Here is a 19,366-nt window from a genome sequence, read left to right on the forward strand (position 1 = left end):
ATCTCACAATCACCCGACTGGGGGAGGTACTGTGAAGATTTGTTTTGAGATAATATTACGCATACTAAGGAAATAAGATTTTTTTCAGTAAATACTACGCATTCTAAATAAAAGACTATCAATCAAATCATCGAACAAGTGAGTTAAGAATCATGAAAACCAATACATTTAACGGACGCAACCAAAACAAAACCATAGTTATCGAAAAAGAATTGATTCCTAATTCCGAGACTTTAGAAGCTGTAACCGCCGAAGCGCCTGTTGTAACTCCTGAGATCGAGAAAGAAGTTCCACCGAAGCGGAAAAAACCAACTGGTTTGATTTTGGCAGGATTAGGTGTGGGTGCGATCGTCGCAGGTACTTTTGGTTATAACTATTGGCAATACGCCTCCACCCATCAGGAAACAGACAACGCCACTGTTGCGGGAAATATTCACCAAGTTAGTAGCCGCATTCCCGGAACTGTAAGTCAAGTGCTTGTGAATGATAACCAACTGGTGCAACCGGGACAATTGTTAGTGAAGTTAGATCCACGAGACTATGAAAGTAAGGTGCAACAGGCACAAGCAGCCTTAGAAAATGCACGTGGACAGGCCCAAGCTGCCCAAGCAAATATTGCTTTAACTTCACAAACCACCACTGGTAAGACAACTCAAGCGCAGGGAGATGTTAGTGGTGCGGTAGCAGCAATTTCCACAGCCCAAGCAGCAGTACAAGAAGCGCAAGCTGGGATACCAGCCGCGCAAGCTGAAGTCAGATTAGCCGAAGCAGGGATTCCCGCCGCCCAAGCGCAGGTAGCGCAAGCAAATGCGAATTTGGAAAATGCCCAAGCAGATTACAATCGCTACAAGGAATTGTATCAATCAGGTGCGATCGCTCGTCAGCAGCTAGACGCAGCCAAGGCCGCTTTTAATGTAGCGACGGCACAAAGAAACGCTGCTGTTCAGGGAGTAGAACAAGCTCAAGCGAAGTTAGCCTCTGCGAGAGTTGGTGTTGCGAAAGCCCAGTCTCAACTAGCACAGGCACAAGAAAATGTCACCAACGCCCAAGCGAAATTGGCAGCATCCAAGGGCGGATTGCAACAAGCTACCGCAGGCGGACAAGATACAACAGTAAAACGTAGTCAATACGAAGCGGCAAAAGCTGCGATCGCGCAATCAGAAGCATCGCTCAAAGACGCGCAATTGCAACTATCCTACGCCAATGTTACCGCCCCCAGTGCCGGACGAGTCGGTAGAAAAAACGTCGAAGTTGGCAACCGAGTTGCAGTAGGAACACCATTAATGGCGATCGTGGATAACGAGTATTGGGTAATTGCGAACTTCAAAGAAACCCAATTAGAAAAGATGCGCCCAGGCGAGACAGCAGAAATCAAGCTCGATGCTTTCCCTCATCATACCTTTGTCGGTCGTGTTGAAAGTCTTTCGCCAGCTTCCGGCGCTCAGTTTGCCTTATTGCCACCGGATAACGCTACAGGTAACTTTACCAAAGTTGTCCAACGCATCCCAGTTAAAGTAGTTTTTGACCAAAAGAGCATTCAAGGGTACGAATCGCGGATTACTCCGGGGATGTCTGCGGAAGTAGCTGTGGAAGTCAAGTAATACCAAGTTGTCTGCAAACCTCTTTCTTGTTATGACATTCTCATACATCTATAGAGAGGCGTACAAAGATGAGGTGAAATGATATTTGTGAGAGCAGATTGGTATAAAACAAACCTGACATGAAAAAACCATTACTACCTGCTTTAAGGTCAAAAAACTACCAGTTGTTTTTTGCCGGACAAGGTATTTCCCTAATTGGGACATGGATGACGCAACTTGCGACGATTTGGCTAGTTTATAACTTGACAAACTCCGCATTAATGTTAGGAGTTGTGGGATTTTCGAGTCAAATTCCGAGCTTTTTTCTAGCTCCCTTTGGTGGAGTATTTGTAGATCGATTTTCTCGATATCGTACCTTAATTGGTACACAAGTCTTGGCGATGATTCAATCATTAACATTAGCAGTACTGGCACTGACTGGTGTGATTGAGGTATGGCACATCATCGCCTTGAGCTTACTCCAAGGATTTATTAACGCCTTAGATGCGCCAGCCCGCCAAGCATTTGTCCCAGAACTGGTTGAACGCAGAGAAGATTTAGCCAATGCGATCGCCATCAACTCTACCATGATCAACGGTGCTAGATTGATTGGCCCTGCGATCGGAGGTTTACTAATTGCTAGAGTTGGAACTGGTTATTGTTTTTTAATAGACGGTTTAAGCTACATTGCTGTACTCGCTGCTTTATTGGCAATGAAAGTTAAGCCTTGGAAAAATGTGGTGACAGACGGTAATCCCTTACAAAAAGTCAAAGAGGGATTTGTATATGCCTTTAGTTTTCCACCCATTCGCTCGATTTTATTGCTATCAACTTTAGTCAGTCTCATGGGGCTGCAAAACACTATTCTCGTACCAGTTATTGCAGAACAAGTACTCAAAGGTGGTGCAGAGAGTTTGGGTTTTTTGATGGCTGCATCTGGGGTTGGAGCTTTAACTGGTGGAATTTATCTCGCTACGCGCCAAACAATCTTAGGAATTGGTAAATTGATTGCTTTAGCTCCAGCAATTTTAGGAGTTGGTCTAATTGCCTTTTCTTTATCTCGATATTTACCACTTTCTTTATTTACAATGTTATTTGTTGGCTTAGGTACAATTCTCCAGATTGCTGCTAGCAACACATTTTTACAAACAATTGTTGATGATGACAAACGTGGGCGATTGATGAGCTTATACACAATGTCATTTTTGGGGATGATTCCCGTGGGCAACTTGTTAGGAGGTGTATTAGCAAGTCGTATTGGCGCACCCAACACTTTAATTATTGATGGTATAGCTTGTATTTTAGGTTCTATAATTTTTAGCAGACAGTTGCCTACTTTAAGGCAGATAATGCGTCCAATTTATGAGCAAAAGGGCATTGTAATAAGTAATAAAGCTTAGGATAAAAAGACGCAAAGAGATGGTATAAATTGGAGAATAATTCCTAACACAGAAAGACGTTCGCGATTCGCTATCAGAACCAAGACGCTGTTTGTTTATTTGCCAGTTGCACAAAATTAATTCTGTAGCTTGCTTCCCTGAAAGGGATTCTGGCTCCAAAGTCCTGAATTCTGTTTGATAATAATTTTGTTACTTAACCTTGAAACTGGAACAACACTATGGCTAATACAGGTGTAATTCATCAGCAAGCACCACCAGAACGCGTACCGTTAAGAACTTGGATTGGTGTATTAGCCAGTATGCTTGGTGCATTTATGGCGGTATTAGATATTCAAATAACTAATGCTTCACTGCAAGACATTCAAGCAAGTTTAGGAGCAACTTTAGAAGAAGGCTCTTGGATTTCTACCGCTTATTTAGTAGCAGAGATTGTGGTAATTCCTTTAACAGGATGGTTGTCGCGAGTGTTTTCTCTGCGACGTTATCTGTTAGTGAATACTGCACTATTTATTTTCTTTTCTATATGCTGTGCTTGGTCATGGAATCTCAATTCCATGATTTTATTTCGCGCCTTGCAAGGTTTTAGTGGAGGAGTCTTAATTCCCACCGCTATGACAGTTGTATTAACGACTTTACCCCAATCTAAGCAATCAATTGGACTGGCTGCTTTTGGGTTTAGTGCAGTTTTTGCACCATCAATTGGCCCAACATTAGGAGGTTGGTTAACAGAAAATTTTGGTTGGGAATACAACTTTTATATAAATGTAATTCCAGGCGCATTAATGCTAGCTGGAGTTTGGTACGGAATTAAGCAAGAAAAACCCCAAATTAATTTACTGAAACAAGGTGATTGGTGGGGAATTATTGCAATGGCAATTGGGTTAGGTTCCCTGCAAGTTGTTTTAGAAGAAGGTAGCCGCAAAGACTGGTTTAGTTCAGCGCTGATTCTGCGGTTAAGTGCGATCGCAGTAATTTTTCTGGCGATATTTTTCTTTATAGAATTAACTCGTAAGCAACCATTTATTAATTTACGACTTTTGTTTAGGCGGAATTTTGGTTTAGCTAGTATTGTTAATGTGTCCCTGGGGGTTGGATTGTATGGTTCAATTTATATTTTACCGTTGTATCTTGCCCAAATTCAAAAATACAATGCGCTACAAATTGGTGAAGTATTAATTTGGGCTGGTATTCCTCAACTTTTTATTATTCCACTCATCCCCAAATTGATGCAACGCATTGATGTACGGTTAATGGTAGCTATTGGCGTAACATTGTTTTCCATTAGTGCGTTTATGAACTCTGGAATGACTAATCAAACTGGATTAGATCAGTTACGCTGGTCGCAATTTGTGCGTGCAATGGGACAACCCCTAATTATGGTACCCCTAACTTCTATTGCTACTGCTGGGTTGAGTCCACAAGAAGCAGGTTCAGCAAGTGGTTTATTTAATATGATGCGGAATATGGGCGGTTCTATAGGAATTGCATCTTTAGCTACTTTATTAACTAACAGAGAGCAATTTCACTCGAATAGATTGGGTGATGGGATATCTTTATATAACCCAGAAACTCAACAGCGAATTGACCAAATGACACAGTATTTTGTCAGCAAAGGAGCAGATTTGAGTACCGCGCAAAATCAAGCGATCGCATCCATATCTAATATAGTCCGCCGGGAAGCTTATGTAATGGCTTTTAATGATTGTTTCTACTTTATTGGCATTGCATTATTACTCAGTGGACTTGCCGTTTTATTCTTCAAAAAGGTGAAGCCAAGTGGTAATACTGTCGCTCATTAAATTTGTTGTATGAGTTAAAATATTTGATAAAACTACTAAGGTACTAAAATGGTCATCAGCCAAAGTGAGTACTATATCTCTCCAGAAGAATATCTAGAAGGCGAGAAAGTAAGTGAAATTAAACACGAGTATATTGATGGACAAGTCTACGCGATGGCAGGGGCAAGTGATGCTCATGTTACAGTTAGCATGAATGTATCTATGCTGTTACGAAACCATCTCCGGGGTAGTGGATGCCGTGTCTATATGTTGGATATGAAAGCACAGATTGATGTCATCAACCGCTATTTCTATCCTGATGTCATAGTAACTTGCGATACACGAGATAGAGAGTCTGAATATTTTAAGTCCTATCCTTGTTTAATTATTGAAGTACTTTCTGAGTCAATAGAAGGCTATGACAGAGGCAAGAAATTCGCTAGTTATCGGCATTTAGAATCACTACAAGAGTATGTGCTAATTTCATCAGATCGAATGAGTGTAGAATGCTTCCGCCGTAATGAACAAGGACAGTGGGTACTTTATCCTTATGAACAAGAACAAGAAGTGCATTTAGCTAGCGTTGATTTTCGGTGTGCGATCGCCGAAATATATGAAGATGTATTAAGCTGAAAAGCATCTAAGTTGAATAAGTAAGTGAGCGTAAATAATTGTCGTTGGGATAAGGCAATAGGCAATAGGCAATAAGTATAAGGGTTTTAGCCTAGTTGATTTTTCCTTACATAGTTTGATTTTATTGTGCCAACTTCCTTAATCAATTAATAGGTATTATCGATTAGATGATATTTTTTCAATTTGCTTAGTAAAGTATGCTTCTTCATGTTTTAGTTGTTGTGCTATTTCCAACCCTTTTTTAAAAGCTGTTAATGCTTGAGGAAAATCTTTCTGTTCTAGATACAATTGCCCAATTTGGTCATAAGCTTGCATTGTCCCGTAAAAGTTAGCAGATTGCGTCTGTGTCTGTACAAGGATTTGGCTAGCCTGCAAAGCCTCGTCTATTTGTCCTTGAGAACGGTACAGTGCAATTAACTTCTGCAAAGCGTCGCCAGCACGAACATACTCGCGTAATTGCCAAGCAGTGGTATAAGCTTCTTGATAATTTTGAAAAGCTTCTAGCAGTAAGTTAGGATCTTTCTTGGCTAGAGATTCGTAATTTGCAGCGATCGCTAGCTTTAATTCTGGGATTACAGTAAGATTATTTTCTCTAGTGTAAATTTCTACTAGTTTATTAAGTACATTCAATGACTGCTGGGGTTGTTGTGTCTGCTCATAAATGTAAGCCAGCCTTTGCAGATATGTTACCTCATTTACACGTTCACCTTGAGAAGTAGCTAAACTCAATAATTCCTCGTAGACTGGGGCGGCTTTAGTATAATCAAACCAAGTTAAATGCAATTCCCCAATTGTCTTAAGGATTTCTACTACTGCTGCTGTATTTTTTTGCTGCCGCACCACTAACAAAACTTGGTCGTAAGCTTCTACAGCTAGTTTAATTGATCGCACATTTTGGTAAGCTTGGGCTAGCGATCGCCATAATTCCAGATCAACTTGGGCAGTTGTTTTCTGAGATTGTGCCTGATTTTGAATTGCTTGCAATCGCTGCGTAATATATTGTACTTCTTCCCCATCATTTTGCTTCCAAGCGATCGCCCCGACTCGTGATAGTGCTTGCACCTCTGCTAAGGAACCTAAAAAGCGCCGCAAGCGAAGTTCTCGGTTCCAAATTTCAAACGCCGCCACCTGCTCCCCTGCTTGCAATTTCGCTGCTGCTTGTTGATTTAAGACATCCAGCGCTGGTTCTAAGTTTTGCTGTTCTTGGAGAGTTAATGGCTGTTTATCTTTGGGCAAACGTGGTAGCAGTGGATCGGGTGTGGTAATTTCTAAGGGATTAGGAGGGAATTTATCCGGTGGTTTGGGCTTTTTAGTCTGTGCCAGCGTTAAGGAGTTGCTAAAGAGAATAGCGGCAGTAACAATCATAATTAAGCGCCTGAGCATGGGTACTTTACCTTACCTTGAGTTATTTGCATGAGTTAATTATCCCCATGCCCTATTATTTTTACCTTATTTCAGCAATTCCGAGGCGTAATACTAATTCACGAGCATCGCAAAACACTATGTTATTCTAAGTCCTTAGAAATGCTGAAATACTCTATTCGATTATTACTTCACTACTTGAAGTATCGTTTTATTCTGGTGTTCAATTAATTCATACCGCACTCAGCAACGCCAGCATTAAGGACTTCCAAATAAAAAAATATCCCATTTTGTGTTTACACCGTAGCCTTAAAGGAGAGAGGTTTTTAGTATGCTCACGATTTTCACAACATTCTCAAAGTGTCTAAATATGTGATTGTCATTGTTTTGCCATCAGACGCAACACTGACAATAATTTTGCTGTTGGGGCTGAGTACAGTATTACGAACTAATCCATGAATATCTGTAATGTCTTTATTATTTATCCAGTCCCAAAAATGGGCTTCACAACAACTATCAAAAATAACTGTTTTAGCATCGGGGCTGAGAATTAATTTGTAGATTGAACTAGAATTTCCTTGTAATGTTTTTAATAGTTTTAAGGTTTGAGCATCCCAAACTTTTACCATCCAAATATTGCTCGAAATTCCACCTTGACTTATTAGGCTATCTGTCCCACCACTTACTAATAATTTGCTATCTGTACTAACAGCAATCGCATCGATTTCACGAGAATGAGCAGCTAAATTATCTACAAGTAATTTACGATCTAAATGCCAAATCTGGAGTGTGCCAAACAAGCCAATATAGATAGTTTGGCTATCTTGACTGATTGCTAAAGACAGAATATTATTAGCACCAGTATTAAGAGTATGTTGAAGTTGACCCAGGCATAAATCCCAAACTTTTACCACTGAATCATTCCAACTCCCACTAACTAACTTTTGACCATCAGAACTAATTCTTAGTGCGATGATATTTCCCAAGTGGCCAGGAGAAAGTATTTTTTTAATTGTGCCATTTTTATAATTCCATACTTGAATTGTGCCTTTTGATGTGCCAATAACTAAAGTTTCTTTGTCTGGACTGACTACCAAAGATTGAATTTTACCAGAACCAAAAGGCAGGCTGATAGTTTTTTCCAGGCTTTGATTGCTCAAATTCCAAATTGTGATAGTTTCATTTTCATTACCACTAATTAGGCTTTGATTATCGTATGCAATCGCTAATACCCCTATATTTTCTGGCGCTACTAAAGTTTTTCCAATCTGTTTATTACTAGAATTTTCTATTTGAGTTTGTTGCTTAAGTTCAGCATACATTTGAGGGAGTTGGAAGACTGGCGCAATCATGAATGCTATAAGTAAATTAGCTAAAAATCGAATCAAGTTTTTCTTGATATTACGTAGGGTTTTAAATTGTATTTTTTGATGATTAGTTGATAAAATACTGTAATTACAATTAATTAACTCTATGATTTTAGGCAGTTGTGTAATTAAGTTTCTGGCTGCCTGCTGTGTAAGTTGAAGAGGTATTTGATTAGTCAGTTGGAGAATTTTTAATTCAAATGGTAGTCTATTGCGATTAACTGGTGTAAAACCCAATCCAGTAAAAAACTGCCTATTTGGACGTGGGCAATTGAAGTATAAAGGTAGTGCTATCTGGCGGCTGAGACGAGCTAACAACAACTTACTAAAATTGTCTAGCTGCTCTTGTGGTTCAACATACAAATTGTATAGTATGGAACACTCTGCTTGTTGAGAAAAGTGAATGTAGCCGATCGCACGACCATCCTGTTCAATAATCCACTCTTGCCATCTGACAGAAAACCACATCAAAATCATCAGTTCTAAATACAACCAGACAGCTATGGTAATTCCTAAAAATTGAATACCCAAAAAATAAAAATCAAAGTTAGCTAACCATGTTAAGCCAAATATTGCTCTGAGACTGCCAAAAATTACGCTGACTAAGACAAAAGCACTGCTTGACACGAAGGCGATTAAGCTAAAAACATAAAGCCGAGAGTTTCTAAATTGTTTTCTGTGCCAAAAACTATTGTAAAAATTGAATTGTTCTTCAAAGTTTTGGAATGGGCGAATTAAAATCCCAGATGGTAAAGATACATTAGCTGATGGCTGGTTGGTGATCGGTATTGGTTTACCCAATAAACCCATACAGGGTATTTTAGACAACCGCATTTCTTTAGGCACTTGCTCTTTGAGAAGCGCAACAAAGCCAAATCGAGCGTAAAAAGATTGAAGTTGAGGAACACAGATCAGATAGGCTGGTTGCCCAATATTCTTTAAACAATTCAAGATTAGATATGAGCCAACACCCCGCGATCGGTGTTGGGAAGTAATATAAAGTGTAGAAAGTATAGTGTAGTTCGAGCGTTGTAAAAGTATTGCCCATCCAACAATTTGCTGTTCATATTCAGCTACCCACACGGTGCGATTGGGAGATTCTGATGCTAACAACCTGGGAATTAGATGCTTAAGTGTAACTCCAACTAAAAATCCAGTAATAATTCCAGATCCCATTACCAAAATAAACGACCAATTAACTTCGTTTAATGATGGGAGAATATATTGCAAATCTTGAAAAAAGATATTATCTGGTAACTTTCCATATTCAAATAAATAAGCTTTATGAATGATAGATAATTTATTTAGCCACGCTTCCAGAAGTGAACGGATGCTAATAACTAGCCACAAGAAAGCTATAGCAGCAATCCAAAATGAAGCATTAAAGTTATACGATTGGATATCTTGTAAAGTGCCACGCCGTAACGAGTAACCCGACGGTGGTTGGTAGGATTCAACAGGTGGTTCTCCAGATGAGGACATTGATTAATGACGCTTTGAGTAAAGTGAAAGCATAAACACTACTTTGTTAATGCTCCTAGCTTTTCACGCCGCTTAAATTATCGAGAACCGCAATTACACTGAAAACAAAGCTTTAGTCGTTGGGCGATAAGTAGCTCAACCTTATATAGCAGTCCTAAATCAACAAGAACCCTGGTTTCTTTAAGAAACCGGGGTTTAGGCGGGTCATTGACTTTCTTTTTCTCCTTTGGCTCGTTCCTGTGTCAAACTGTCAATTGCATCACCCAAAGCAGTAGTAAGGCTATTGCGGGTTTGGCCATGATTATCTTGCTCAGTTTTCAAAGCTTGCAAAAGGCGATCGCGTTCTTTGATTAGGGCGATGAGTTTAGTTTGTAACTCCTCCACAGATTTTAGTTGTTCTATCTCTTGTTGAATCGCTGTTAGTGGTGTCCCAGCAGCCAGTGTCTCGACCTCAAGACCCCGGAGTTTATGCAAGTCTGCCTTGAGTGATGCGATCGCCTGTTGGGACAGTTGGGCATCTGTGCGGCGTTGTTCTGCCTCTGTGTTGTAAAGCTGTCGCCATTTTTGGGCACTTTCCCAAGCCGTATCGCGATCGCTCTGAAGTGCCGCCATCTGCTCTCTGAGTTCCTGGATTTCTGTCAACCACTGTTGTGTAAAATCTTGATTCATAAATTAAATAGTCATTTGTCATTTGTCATTGGTCATTAGTCATTAGTCATTTGTTATTCTCCCCCTGCCCCCCTGCCTCCTCTGCCCCCACTCTCCCCACTCTCCCCACTCGGTATTATTGCGGTAAAAAGATAAATGCGATCGCTACGCAAAATTTGGCACAGTAGTTAAGAAACCTAACCAGTTTTAACTCTAAATTATGCCAAAGCCTCGTTTTTTTCGCTTTTTTTACTACCTCAATTGGCGCACGCTCAAAAAAACTTTTGCTAGGACAATGGAAAGACGACTTTTGGGACTAGCCTCAGAAATCGCCTTCAATGCGATGTTATCGCTGTTTCCAGCGATTCTTGCTGTCCTCACAGCCATTGGTTTATTGGCAGAATCTTTACAAGCTACCTTTAAACAACTAGCGGCCCAACTTAGTCAAATTCTACCCGAACAAGCCCTGGTTCTAATTCGTGATTTTGCTACCACAGAAATTACCAATTCTAGAAACAGTGGCTTATTTTCTTTGAGCTTTGTATTAGCAATTTGGACTGCTTCTGGGGCGGTGAATACCGCTATGACAGCCCTCGACCAAATTCATCAAATTCCTTCAGAAAATATGCGCCCCTTTTGGAAAGCCAAGCTCGTCTCTCTGGGATTAACAGTTGGTACTATGTTGCTTTTAGTGCTGGCTTCTTTCTTAGTGTTTACCAGCGATTGGCTTTTGGGAATGGTAGTACGCGAAAATGGTTCCTTGATCGTCTTATTACATCTTTGGCAGCTGTTACGCTGGCCTTTAGCTTTAAGTATTGTTGCTGTTGCTTTTGGCTTTGTCTATCGCTATGGGCCAAGTGTATGGAACTCAGGCACGCCAATGATGCCTGGAGCAATTTTGGCAGCTGTTTTCTGGGCAATATTATCTGCCCTATTTCGGCTTTATGTGGCGAATTTTGGCAATTATAATAAAGTATATGGTGCTGTAGGGGCTGTGATAGTTTTAATGCTCTGGCTGTCGATGAGCGCTGCTGTACTGTTAATCGGCGATCAGTTGAATGTGACAGTCGGTGAAGATATGCGTCTAAAAGCGCAGTCACAATCTAACGAAAAATATTAATTTGTAAATCCTTGAGAAAACTTTTGCAAAAGCTCAGTAGGGGAGTAGAATATCTAACGATTCAATGCAAAATTAGCGATCGCCTTCATGCCAGATTCTCCTACTCGGTTTTCTATGATTGAACCTGATGCTAAAGCACCCACCTTGAAGCGCCTGCGTCAGTTAAGTCGGCTGCTAGATAATGTTATTACCATTCCTGGTACGAAGATTGGTTTTGGTCTAGATCCAATTTTAGGACTTATACCTATTGGTGGTGATTTTTTGGGAGTCATGTTTTCTAGCTATATCATCCTAGAAGCAGCGCGGCTGGGTGTCTCTAGAGCCACTTTAGGTAAAATGGTTGTAAATGTGATCGTTGATGGCTTGGTAGGCACTGTCCCCGTTTTGGGAGACTTTTTTGATTTTGCCTGGAGAGCTAACACTAATAATATCAAGCTATTGGAAGAATACTTAAAGTTTCCTAGCGAGCAAAAGAGTGCAGACAGGTTATTTATCATTGCTCTTTTGGTTGGATTGTTGCTGATATCCATTGTTTTAGTAGCATTACCCGTGATCCTAATTAGAATATTCTGGAACGCTTTAACTGGTGGTTAAATTATTGATAGATAATGGAATGAAAGATTGGTGGCAAGCTACTTTTCCCAAAGGACGACAAACTTTAATTATTACTGATGCTAAAGGCTATCCTGTACAAATTTCTTATGGCGAAAAAGGTAGAGGGAAACCGCTAATTTTATTACATGGCATGGGTAGTTGGAGCTATAATTGGCGACACAGTGTAACAGAATTATCTAAATATTTTCGGGTAATTTGTTTTGATGCCAAAGGTTTTGGCTTTTCTGAAAAACCATTGTCTCGTCGAGAACACAACGGTCATCAAGTTATTGAGTTTCAAAGAATTATTCAGGCATTATGTAATGAACCCGCAGTGATTGTAGCGGAATCTCTGGGGGGATTAGTTGCCCTTGCTCTTGCTCAAGAAAATCCGCAGTTAATCGGGCAGCTTGTAGTAGTAAACGTGCCTGTTTTTGCCCAACGTCTACCCCATTGGGCTATGGGATTACTTGCCCAAACTCCTCTAGAAATCATCCAAACAATTGACTCCTTACGTCTGGCATATTTGTTTGCACCTCTATTAAGAGAAATTATGGCAATAGAAAGACGTGGGGTATTATTTGATCCGTCAATTTTGACAAAAGAAGATGTCTATTGGATAACTTATCCGTTTGTTCAATTTCCTGGTACGATTGTCAAAGTTGCCGAAGAGTTACAAATAGCAGCGCGAGAAATTGAGAATTGGCAAGCAAATAAGCCAAATATGCTTACCAAAATTCAAAATAAACTAAGTGCAATTAAGTGTCCTACACTAGTTTTGTGGGGCGATCAAGATAGTTGGTTTCCTGCTACTCATGGTGAAAAATTACATCAGCATATCCCAAATTCCAAATTAAAAATTTTGTCTAACTGCTATCATGATGCTTCAAGTGGTGCTTCTAAGGAGTTGAATGCAGCGATTCTGGAATTTTTACGGGATGGTGAAACTGTACTAAGACCGCTTGATGGCTAAAGTAAGTCCATCGGCAATGGGGACAAGGGAGAGTGTTACCCGTTCATCATGATGTAACTTCTCATTGAGTGCGCGAATTGATTGGGTGCTTTCATCTTGATTTTCCGGGTCAGCAACTTGTCCTGACCATAAAACATTATCAATCGCAATCAATCCACCTGGACGCAATAATTGCAGCGATCGCTCATAATATCCATCATAATTTTCTTTATCAGCATCAATAAAAGCAAAATCAAATGTCTCGCCTTGTCCAGTTGCCAACAGCTGATCTAAAGTTTCTAAACCTGGGGCCAATCGTAGATCGATTTTATGGGCAACTCCGGCTTCTTGCCAATATCGGCGAGCGATCGCAGTAAATTCTTCACTCACATCAGCAGCAATAATTTTACCATCATCAGGAAGTGCTAAAGCCACTGAAAGCGAGCTATAACCTGTAAATACACCAACTTCTAGGGTTTTCTTGGCTCCAATCAGCTGTACTAGCAGTCTCATAAACTGCCCTTGTTCTGGTGAAATCTGCATTGTGCTTCTGGGATGATTGGCAGTTTCTTGGCGCAACTTCAAAAGAATCTCTGGTTCCCGCAATGAAACGGATAAAAGGTAATTATAGAGTTGATCGTCAAGACCTATAGACTGTTTTGGCATGGTAGATGAGAGAATTTCAATAATCTACAGTTATACTATCGCCTAAAAGTGGTTTATCAAACATCAGACAAGAGGACTTTTAAAATATCCTCTAACCCGGATTTCTCACGCATAGTGTAGGCTTCAGGGGAAGGGGAGTGTGGGGAGTGTGGGGAGTGTGGGGAGTGTGGGGGGTAAGACTTCTTCCCCATCCTCCCACACCTCCCACACCCCTTGGATTTCTCACTTGTGAGAAATCCAGGCTAAATTCTCACTGCGGAGTCTTCCTTCAAGATATACCAAATACCATTATTATCTTGAAGTAAAATCTGATATTTTTGCTCAACAAATTCCAGTAGATTTGGAAATTTTTCTTTGATTATAGCCTGCGGTTCGTAATCAATAAAAATATAAGGAGGCTTTGATGAATCCAACTGCTTTATCAGTGCTGACCATTGCTCAGATAAAAAATATTCAAGAGCCCAACCACGTAGTATTGTAGCTTGATTCCGACCAGAAAAATAGTAGATAGATGGATCGCCAGCTACATAAATATCACCAACAATATTTCCTGGTTGAGATATAAAATTAGCTTCTGAACGAAGAGATGGATATTTTGGTCTAAAGACAGCCTGATATTGCAATCGTGTATCTTCAGTTAAAGCAAAATTATTATTAACCAAAGTAATACTCTTTTTTGCGAGAGTGAAAGAGAAAGGTAAGAACAATAAAAATACCAGCAAAATAGTTGGGATTCGAGACTTTAATCCTTTTAAGGAATCCCACAATATATCTAATCCCTTAGTTGCTAAAATACCTATAGGTACAAACAATAGTAAATAATGGTATTCCCACAATGCTGTTCCCTGTAAAAGAATAACAGACAAAGCAAAAATACACCAAACAACAAGTAGCAAAGTCAATATATTCTTAGACTTATACAATGATACATATACTGCAACAGCAGTCATTAAAATTAAAGAATAAAAATTCTGTAATAACCATTTTATTCCCAAAACAAAATTAGTCTGATTAAATGCAGCATTAGCAACAATCATCGGTGGATATATAAAAAATGTCTTCAACACTATCGCAAAACTATTAACCGAGATAAAGTAGCTGGCAACAACCAAAAGAGGAAATGTAACTCCTATAAAAATTGGGATAAAAATCTCAATGAAGTTTTTTTGAATACTGTGGCGTTTTATTAGTATAGAATACATCAATATAGTTAGCCAGAATGAAACCAAGATCAGCAGAAATAAGAATTTAAATAAAAGAACAATTCCGCCTAAAAAGCCTGACATTAAAAGCAGGTAAAATCTTTGCTTTCCTTCTTTTGTAAAAGATTTAAAAGTAACCCAAAGACAAAGGAATAAAGGAAAACCGACCAGTGCTTCTACTTGAGTCAGATGCCAAGCACCGGAAACAATATAGTAAACGCCAACTGTTAACAAAGGTACTAGACTTGCAATTATCTGATGTCGAAAATAGCTTTTTAGAGTCAGCAGCAATATTATCGAAAAAAATACCATGTAAATAAGTTCAAATACATGGATACCAATCTCATTAAAACCAAACAAACTTCCTGCTAAAAAATAAAATGAAAAAATCCCCGGTTGTTTAATATCCCAAAAATCCCGATAAAGTACTTTTCCTTGTTGCATCTCCAAAGCACCTAGCCTAAAAAATGCTTGATCTCCGTCAAATGGAAAAGGTAAATGTATCAGACCAATAATGACAATAGCAATCAAAACTATAAAGTCAATTTTATTTAATTTAGCAATACTAATCATGGAAATTTAAATTTATATTTAAGTGACTATTTCGCAGTAGTTAATATCCTAATAAGATAACAGAAATTCTGTCTTTTTTTATTACTCATAATGACTAAAAACTGTAATTAAGAAAGATTATGAGTCTATTAGCACTTAATTTTATGCTTAAGTTTACTATGTTTTTTCATACCTTTTAGAGTTTGCAAATGTTTGCATTGCAAGCAAAACTCTATCTTCATATATGATTGCAATAAGTAGGTGGGTATGAAACAATTGAACTATGTAAAGATACAGTATTTTGCAAATAATTTAGGTACAAATGCAGAACTCACGCATCAGATAAATTTTCTATCTCTTGCCTTCTCCCAAGGGGAGACGCTAAAAGCGATCTGTCTGCTGCCGTAACGCTGCACTATCCTGCCTCAAAACCTGTAGCTCTAAAAGAAAACTGCTGTAAATAGGTAGGTGCAACGTACTAAATTATTGCTTTGAACAACTATGAGTATATCGGTAACTATGTGGTGTGTATGTGAAGTATTAATGTAGATATAGGCTAATACGTTTGGTTTCGTAATATTTTGTCCAACCCAGACCACTCATTTACTTGAATTGGAGGAACCTCTGACTTCGCAGACTCACTAACGCTTTTAACGTCTTCTCTTTTTAAGGAGGATTAGGAAGATCAAGCCTTAACTAGAACTTATTGGGATATAGACCAGCACAATAACTTTAAATATAGGAAATACTGATGGAACGTTCAAAATTAATTGCTATTCTTACAGGTGCGATTTCGGTTATTTTAGCGATCGCTTACTTGATCTTAGTCCAACTGCTGGACTACCGAGACATGAAACCCGCCCCTATCAGCCAATTTGACCAAGCGCCTGCGATTATTTCTGTTTTTTGGCAGATTGACAAAATTACCGAAGTGTAATTCATATTTTGTTTTGCTGACTTGTAGAGACGCAATTGATTGCGTCTCTTGTCATTTATGTCAATAAGTAAAAACTCATGATGATTATTGATCAAACCAACGATTGATTCATAGATAAAAAACAATAGCTATTATTCATTACTCAAATGGTTGATTATTATATAAGATTTTTTTAGAGCATTTATCTCAGATTTGTTTAGATAAAGTAATTCCTTTTTGACAGATATAACGGTAAGCTGTTTCTAACAAGATTAAATAAAGATAAATTTGTCTTATCTGCATAGGCGTAGCCTGTCGTAGATATCTCTGGGTTAACAGGGATCAACGCAAGTTGAACTAAAACCCCAAATTTTTGATGAAAACTATAGAGGTGAGTTGATGGCTCAGTTTCTACTTGAGACTGTTTGGCTAGTTCCTTGCTACGCCTTAATAGGTGGCTTGTTAGCAGTGCCTTGGTCGCCGGGAATCATTCGGAAAACGGGGCCAAGACCGGCGGGTTATATAAACTTGGTGATGACATTTTTGGCGTTTGTACATAGTGCGATCGCCTTACAAGCAACTTGGAATCAACCAGCCCAAGAAGTATTTATTCCTTGGTTATCTACAGCTGGTTTAGACCTCACTATTGCTTTAGAAATATCCTCAGTGAGTGTCGGCGCTTTAGTTGTGATTACTGGTTTGAATTTGCTGGCGCAGATTTATGCCATCGGTTACATGGAGATGGATTGGGGTTGGGGACGCTTCTATTCCTTATTAGGATTATTTGAAGCAGGACTATGTGCCCTGGTTCTGTGTAATAACTTGTTCTTCAGCTATGTAATTTTGGAAGTCCTCACACTGGGAACCTATCTACTAGTTGGCTTATGGTTTAGCCAGCCGTTGGTAGTCTCAGGTGCCAGAGATGCTTTCTTAACCAAGCGGGTAGGAGACTTATTCTTGCTGATGGGCGTGTTGGCATTATGGCCCCTAGCTGGAACTTGGAGTTATCCAGAACTAGCTAAGTGGGCGGCGACTGCTAACGTCAACCCGACAACAATGGCACTGGTAGGTTTAGCCTTAATTGCCGGGCCAATGGGTAAATGTGCCCAGTTCCCACTGCATTTGTGGTTGGATGAAGCGATGGAAGGCCCAGTTCCCAGTACAATTTTGCGGAATTCGGTAGTGGTTGCTAGTGGGGCATGGGTGCTGATTAAACTGCAACCAGTGTTAAGCCTGTCGGCCATAGTTTCCTCCGCTATGGTGGCCATTGGGGTAGTGACAGCGATTGGTGCTTCTTTAATTGCGATCGCTCAAGTTGATCTTAAACGCTGCCAATCCTATTCTGTCAGTGCATACATGGGTTTAGTATTCATTGCCGTGGGAACGCAACAAGATGAAGCAGCACTGTTGTTAGTACTTACTCATGCTATATCCGCAGCCCTATTGGTGATGAGTACCGGCGGAATTATTTGGAATAGCATCACCCAAGATGTCACCCAATTAGGCGGATTGTGGACACGTCGCCCGATTTCAGCAATAGCCTTTATCGTCGGGACTTTGGGATTAATTGGTTTTCCACCATTGGGTAGTTTTTGGGCGTTAGTGAAACTAGCAGATGGGTTGTGGGAAACGCAACCTTGGTTAGTGGGAGTAGTGATAACGGTGAACGCTTTGACAGCCGTGAGTTTAACCAGAGAATTTGGTTTAATTTTTGGTGGTAAAGCTACACAAATGAGTCAGCGATCGCCTGAAGCACACTGGCCAATGATTTTACCAATGGTAATTTTACTTGCCTTTAGTCTACATCTTCCTTTAGTGTTGCAAAGCTTATCACTTTTACCTGATTGGGCAACTTTAAACAAAGATGTCGTACTACTTTTAATTTGGTCGAGTATTTCCGGTTGTAGCATCACTGGTGTGGTTTATTTAGGCAATATTCCTAAACCAATTCGCCTCCCTTGGAAAGGTCTACAAGACTTGTTCGCATACGACTTTTATACCCCCAAACTCTATCGAATAACCATTATTTTTGGCGTTGCCAAAATTTCTCAACTTGCCGATATGATTGACCGCTTTGTTGTCGATGGCATCGTTAATTTGGTTGGTTTATTTTCGCTATTAGGTGGCGAAAGTTTAAAATACAGCACCTCTGGACAAACCCAATTTTACGCCTTAACTGTCTTACTAGGAGTGAGCATTTTAGGAATATGGGTAGCTTGGCCATTTTGGGGAGTGCAGTTTTTAAATGTGATTTCTCAAATTTCGACAGTTGGGTAGCTAAACACCCTTTGATTACAAGCAAACAGACAGTTTAGTTTAATATTTACAGGAGAATTTCATGAGCATACGACATCCCCAAATCAATCTTTCTAGAAGGGGTTTATTGAAGTTTGGTGCAGGTGCGATCGGTACAGGTGTACTGACAGCCGGACTTGGTTCAAACTTACTTGCAGCCGAAAAAAAAGCCCCAGTAGCGCCAGCAGAAGATGATATTACCCCCGATAAGGCACTACAAGAATTATTAGACGGGAATGACAGATTTGTTAAAGCAAAACGTCGCAATCCTCACCAAACACATTCGCGTTTAGTCGAAGTTGCCAAAGGTCAAAAGCCCTTTGCTTCTATTCTAGGCTGTGCAGATTCACGAGTACCTTCAGAGATTGTCTTTGACCAAGGACTTGGAGATTTATTTGTCTGCCGAATAGCTGGTAATATTGCCACAACACAACAAATTGGTAGCTTAGAATTTGGCAGCTTAGTATTAGGCTCCAAAGTCATCATGGTAGTGGGACATGAAAGATGTGGTGCAGTAGATGCAGCAATCAAAGGCGCTCAAGTACCAGGACAAATTGGAAGTTTACTTGAAGCAATTAAACCAAGTGTAGAAAGCTCCAAAGGAGCATCAGGAGATAAGTTAGAAAACGCTTGTAAAGCAAATATTTTGGCACAAGTTGAAAAATTGAAATCATCCACAGTTTTATCTGAACTAATCAAGGCAGAAAAGCTGAAAATAGTCGGTGGATATTACGATTTAGATACTGGGAGAATCAGTGTAGTAGATTAGTTTTTTATCCTTTGTCATTAGTGATTGATCATTGGCTAAGAGTAAATCAT

15 protein-coding genes and 1 pseudogene are annotated in these 19,366 nt (G+C 39.6%); 11 read left to right on the forward strand and 5 right to left on the reverse strand.

Annotated features, from left to right (window positions below):
- The first annotated feature begins 152 nt into the window (after nucleotides 1-152).
- The 4 genes from FD724_RS20630 to FD724_RS20645 all read left to right on the forward strand — a co-directional run bounded on the left by FD724_RS20630 (nucleotide 153) and on the right by FD724_RS20645 (nucleotide 5,391).
- Nucleotides 153-1,601, forward strand: a complete 1,449-nt coding sequence (locus FD724_RS20630) for an HlyD family secretion protein (protein WP_179073925.1) — start codon at nucleotides 153-155, stop codon at nucleotides 1,599-1,601.
- 119 nt (nucleotides 1,602-1,720) lie between these two features.
- Nucleotides 1,721-2,980, forward strand: coding sequence for an MFS transporter (locus FD724_RS20635; RefSeq protein ID WP_179073926.1), 1,260 nt, complete (start codon nucleotides 1,721-1,723; stop codon nucleotides 2,978-2,980).
- Between the two features lie 218 nt (nucleotides 2,981-3,198).
- A complete protein-coding gene (locus tag FD724_RS20640) occupies nucleotides 3,199-4,779 on the forward strand; it encodes a DHA2 family efflux MFS transporter permease subunit (protein WP_179073927.1) in 1,581 nt (526 codons plus the stop codon).
- A 48-nt stretch (nucleotides 4,780-4,827) separates the two neighbouring features.
- Nucleotides 4,828-5,391, forward strand: coding sequence for a Uma2 family endonuclease (locus tag FD724_RS20645; RefSeq protein WP_179073928.1), 564 nt, complete (start codon nucleotides 4,828-4,830; stop codon nucleotides 5,389-5,391).
- Between the two features lie 156 nt (nucleotides 5,392-5,547).
- On the opposite strand, the gene FD724_RS20650 is transcribed toward FD724_RS20645, so the two are convergent.
- Nucleotides 5,548-6,774, reverse strand: coding sequence for a lipopolysaccharide assembly protein LapB (locus FD724_RS20650; RefSeq protein WP_179073929.1), 1,227 nt, complete (start codon nucleotides 6,772-6,774; stop codon nucleotides 5,548-5,550).
- 105 nt (nucleotides 6,775-6,879) lie between these two features.
- On the opposite strand from FD724_RS20650, the pseudogene FD724_RS20655 reads away from it, so the two are divergent.
- Nucleotides 6,880-6,984, forward strand: a pseudogene (locus FD724_RS20655) (IS1 family transposase); the annotation flags it as partial.
- Nucleotides 6,985-7,097: 113 nt separating this feature from the next.
- Here FD724_RS20655 and FD724_RS20660 read toward each other — a convergent pair.
- Nucleotides 7,098-9,602 (reverse strand): GNAT family N-acetyltransferase, encoded by a 2,505-nt coding sequence (locus FD724_RS20660; protein WP_179073930.1) that lies wholly within the window; start codon nucleotides 9,600-9,602, stop codon nucleotides 7,098-7,100.
- 204 nt (nucleotides 9,603-9,806) lie between these two features.
- Nucleotides 9,807-10,271, reverse strand: a complete 465-nt coding sequence (locus tag FD724_RS20665) for a hypothetical protein (RefSeq protein WP_179073931.1) — start codon at nucleotides 10,269-10,271, stop codon at nucleotides 9,807-9,809.
- A gap of 199 nt (nucleotides 10,272-10,470) precedes the next feature.
- Here FD724_RS20665 and FD724_RS20670 point away from each other — a divergent pair, with 199 nt between their 5' ends.
- The 3 genes from FD724_RS20670 (at nucleotide 10,471) to FD724_RS20680 (ending at nucleotide 12,937) form a co-directional block, all read left to right on the forward strand.
- Nucleotides 10,471-11,370: a YihY/virulence factor BrkB family protein gene (locus FD724_RS20670; protein ID WP_179073932.1), complete on the forward strand. Its 900-nt coding sequence runs from the start codon at nucleotides 10,471-10,473 to the stop codon at nucleotides 11,368-11,370.
- 87 nt (nucleotides 11,371-11,457) lie between these two features.
- Complete coding sequence (locus tag FD724_RS20675; RefSeq protein ID WP_114081746.1) at nucleotides 11,458-11,964, forward strand: DUF4112 domain-containing protein; 507 nt, start codon at nucleotides 11,458-11,460, stop codon at nucleotides 11,962-11,964.
- A 19-nt stretch (nucleotides 11,965-11,983) separates the two neighbouring features.
- Nucleotides 11,984-12,937, forward strand: coding sequence for an alpha/beta fold hydrolase (locus FD724_RS20680; RefSeq protein ID WP_179073933.1), 954 nt, complete (start codon nucleotides 11,984-11,986; stop codon nucleotides 12,935-12,937).
- Here the strand turns inward: FD724_RS20680 and FD724_RS20685 are convergent.
- Both FD724_RS20685 and FD724_RS20690 read right to left on the reverse strand, forming a co-directional pair.
- The gene (locus FD724_RS20685; RefSeq protein WP_114081747.1) at nucleotides 12,917-13,582 is read right to left on the reverse strand and encodes a class I SAM-dependent methyltransferase; all 666 of its coding nucleotides are present in this window, start codon (nucleotides 13,580-13,582) and stop codon (nucleotides 12,917-12,919) included. The genes FD724_RS20680 and FD724_RS20685 overlap by 21 nt on opposite strands.
- A 242-nt stretch (nucleotides 13,583-13,824) precedes the next feature.
- Nucleotides 13,825-15,357, reverse strand: coding sequence for a hypothetical protein (locus FD724_RS20690; protein ID WP_179073934.1), 1,533 nt, complete (start codon nucleotides 15,355-15,357; stop codon nucleotides 13,825-13,827).
- Nucleotides 15,358-16,087: 730 nt separating this feature from the next.
- On the opposite strand from FD724_RS20690, the gene FD724_RS20695 reads away from it, so the two are divergent.
- From FD724_RS20695 to FD724_RS20705, 3 genes are all read left to right on the forward strand, one after another.
- Nucleotides 16,088-16,273, forward strand: a complete 186-nt coding sequence (locus tag FD724_RS20695) for a hypothetical protein (RefSeq protein ID WP_114081749.1) — start codon at nucleotides 16,088-16,090, stop codon at nucleotides 16,271-16,273.
- Nucleotides 16,274-16,651: 378 nt separating this feature from the next.
- Entirely contained in the window at nucleotides 16,652-18,529 is a 1,878-nt protein-coding gene (locus FD724_RS20700; protein WP_179073935.1) for an NAD(P)H-quinone oxidoreductase subunit F, read from the forward strand.
- Between the two features lie 61 nt (nucleotides 18,530-18,590).
- On the forward strand, nucleotides 18,591-19,316 hold the full coding sequence (locus tag FD724_RS20705) for a carbonic anhydrase (protein WP_179073936.1): 726 nt from the start codon (nucleotides 18,591-18,593) through the stop codon (nucleotides 19,314-19,316).
- Nucleotides 19,317-19,366: the final 50 nt, after the last annotated feature.

The organism is Nostoc sp. C057 (genome assembly GCF_013393925.1).
In the GTDB taxonomy this organism is placed as follows: Bacteria; Cyanobacteriota; Cyanobacteriia; order Cyanobacteriales; family Nostocaceae; genus Nostoc; species Nostoc muscorum_A.

What these genes read in the sequence shown, in the direction of transcription:
- FD724_RS20675 (WP_114081746.1), top strand. Translation starts at nt 11,458, where the DNA reads ATGCCAGATTCTCCTACTCGGTTTTCTATGATTGAACCTGATGCTAAA.
- FD724_RS20630 (WP_179073925.1), top strand. Translation starts at nt 153, where the DNA reads ATGAAAACCAATACATTTAACGGACGCAACCAAAACAAAACCATAGTT.
- FD724_RS20645 (WP_179073928.1), top strand. Translation starts at nt 4,828, where the DNA reads ATGGTCATCAGCCAAAGTGAGTACTATATCTCTCCAGAAGAATATCTA.
- FD724_RS20685 (WP_114081747.1), bottom strand. Translation starts at nt 13,582, where the DNA reads ATGCCAAAACAGTCTATAGGTCTTGACGATCAACTCTATAATTACCTT.
- FD724_RS20660 (WP_179073930.1), bottom strand. Translation starts at nt 9,602, where the DNA reads ATGTCCTCATCTGGAGAACCACCTGTTGAATCCTACCAACCACCGTCG.
- FD724_RS20650 (WP_179073929.1), bottom strand. Translation starts at nt 6,774, where the DNA reads ATGCTCAGGCGCTTAATTATGATTGTTACTGCCGCTATTCTCTTTAGC.
- FD724_RS20690 (WP_179073934.1), bottom strand. Translation starts at nt 15,357, where the DNA reads ATGATTAGTATTGCTAAATTAAATAAAATTGACTTTATAGTTTTGATT.
- FD724_RS20680 (WP_179073933.1), top strand. Translation starts at nt 11,984, where the DNA reads ATGAAAGATTGGTGGCAAGCTACTTTTCCCAAAGGACGACAAACTTTA.
- FD724_RS20665 (WP_179073931.1), bottom strand. Translation starts at nt 10,271, where the DNA reads ATGAATCAAGATTTTACACAACAGTGGTTGACAGAAATCCAGGAACTC.
- FD724_RS20695 (WP_114081749.1), top strand. Translation starts at nt 16,088, where the DNA reads ATGGAACGTTCAAAATTAATTGCTATTCTTACAGGTGCGATTTCGGTT.
- FD724_RS20635 (WP_179073926.1), top strand. Translation starts at nt 1,721, where the DNA reads ATGAAAAAACCATTACTACCTGCTTTAAGGTCAAAAAACTACCAGTTG.
- FD724_RS20700 (WP_179073935.1), top strand. Translation starts at nt 16,652, where the DNA reads ATGGCTCAGTTTCTACTTGAGACTGTTTGGCTAGTTCCTTGCTACGCC.
- FD724_RS20640 (WP_179073927.1), top strand. Translation starts at nt 3,199, where the DNA reads ATGGCTAATACAGGTGTAATTCATCAGCAAGCACCACCAGAACGCGTA.
- FD724_RS20670 (WP_179073932.1), top strand. Translation starts at nt 10,471, where the DNA reads ATGCCAAAGCCTCGTTTTTTTCGCTTTTTTTACTACCTCAATTGGCGC.
- FD724_RS20705 (WP_179073936.1), top strand. Translation starts at nt 18,591, where the DNA reads ATGAGCATACGACATCCCCAAATCAATCTTTCTAGAAGGGGTTTATTG.